This is a genomic window from Microcoleus sp. PH2017_12_PCY_D_A (genome assembly GCF_020738565.1).
Lineage (GTDB): Bacteria > Cyanobacteriota > Cyanobacteriia > Cyanobacteriales > Microcoleaceae > Microcoleus.
Window position 1 is genome coordinate 1 of the sequence record NZ_JAEQCI010000249.1, and the last position, 1,853, is coordinate 1,853.

Annotated in this window: 1 protein-coding gene and 2 pseudogenes; all 3 read left to right on the forward strand. The window is 42.7% G+C overall.

The genetic code is table 11. The features are described 5' to 3' along the window. Nucleotides 1-244 (forward strand): annotated as a pseudogene (locus JGK39_RS33310) (glycosyltransferase family 1 protein); the annotation flags it as partial. Between the two features lie 588 nt (nucleotides 245-832). Next, nucleotides 833-1,081: a hypothetical protein gene (locus JGK39_RS33315; RefSeq protein ID WP_293262786.1), complete on the forward strand. Its 249-nt coding sequence runs from the start codon at nucleotides 833-835 to the stop codon at nucleotides 1,079-1,081. Nucleotides 1,082-1,313: 232 nt separating this feature from the next. Continuing rightward, a pseudogene (locus JGK39_RS33320) lies at nucleotides 1,314-1,853 on the forward strand (glycosyltransferase family 1 protein); the annotation flags it as partial.

Below are 1,853 nucleotides of genomic sequence, written 5' to 3' on the forward strand. Positions count from 1 at the left end.
CGGTATCGCCGAATACGTAACTGAAGAAACTGGTTTCAAAATAGAGCCAACTTCTAGAGAGTATCTTACTCAGGAGTTAACAAATAAAATTCAGATTTTAGTCGAAGACGATCGCTTGCGGGAAGGTATGTCAGCTAAGTGTATCGCAAAAGCCAAAGAATTTGCATGGGAGCGAAAAGCAGAAAAAATTGTTGAAATTTATCATAAAATTATTGAGGCTAAAAATGTCGCTCGCTCTAAATAAGCTGTTGTACATCTAGATTGTCTGTGGTAATTGAGGAGAACAGGGGCCGCGAACTTGAAGATTTTTGTTCGGTTCCCCAAATATACAATTTAAACGCGCAACAGCTTAGGGGTTGCAGCTTAATACTATAGCAATCCTTTGGTTGGTTCTTCTAGAATACAATTGCATGGCGCGGATTTTATTTATACGCAAGTCCCTCAATAGCTTTTCCAACTCCCATACGAGGTATGCCGAGGTATGCTGCAACCCTTACCGTGTCAAGCTTTTCATGCCAAAATGGGTCCGCGAACCTTTAAGAGAAAGGCTATACATCAATCAATTTATTGGGTGGAAAACAATTTATGCGAATTGCAATTGTTGGTCAAAATGCTTCAACTAAGTTCGGGGGCGAGTCATTGCTGCGGCTGAACTACTTCCGGATACTTCGATCGCGCAACATAGAGACGTGGTTGCTGGAAAGGTGTAGACTTGCTCCTGGAAGCCTTTGCCACCGTCGCCGCTCAAACTGGTGCAGTATTGGAAATCATGGGCGATGGGGACATCCGAGGGGAACTATAAGCTCAAGCAGCTCGTTTTGCCCGTGCTAGCATGGTGCACAGCCTGGTTCACACGCGGCTGGAGCTTGCGGTTACCCATCGGTTACCCCGTACTTGCCTACCGCATTTACCACCGGATGCAGCAGCAGAATTTGCCAGCCAAGGATGCTGCGCTTTATGCGATATCTTGCGTGCTGGGGAATTTTCCTCAATTGCAGGGTTAGATGATGTTTCACCAGCGCCGGTTGCTCAGACAGCGCAGCAACTCGATCGAATACAAGACATCAAACCCATCAATTGAGCAAGTTACAATGAGTGCTAAGTCTACTAAGTAGGTCAGTTACCATCAACTTAACTTGTTTTTTCTGGAACTTCTCCCCTGTATTTCCAGGTCGGGTGTTGATGTAGAGGCGGATTTTTCCATTAACCTCTACAGCAGACACTCACATCGGGAAAAAACGCTTCATATCGATTAATCCATTCAAAACTCAACTTCCAAATATCCATCGATCGTCAGCAAAGGAATCTAACCAATGAACGACCAAAAATTAAAAGTTTTACTAATTGTAGAGCAGTGCAATCCTGAATGGGCCTCTGTACCTTTGGTGGGTTACAATTTTGTTGAACAAATTAGCAAGCTAGTAGATGCAACACTTGTCACCCATGCTAGAAATAAATCCGCTCTTCAAAAACACCCTGAATACGAAAAAGTATTTTATCTTGAAGAAGGAAAGCTTGCCACGCAATATTACAAAGTAGTAGAAAAAATTACCGCGAACGGTAAAATAAATTGGCCACTTTATAATGCTCTAAATTATCCAATTTATGAAGAATTTAATCGGCAAGTGTATCAAAAGTTTAAGTTGCCAATACTCAACGGAGATTATGATATAGTTCATGCAATTACCCCGATGATGCCGCGGTATGCGTTTAAGGTAGTTAGTATCTGCCAAAATACTCCTTTTCTGCTAGGTCCAGTCAATGGAGGCATTCCTTTTCCAGCAGGCTTTCAAGAAACTGCCAAACAAGAATTTGCTCAATTCAACTTTTTGAGGGCAGTTGGTCGAGCCTTA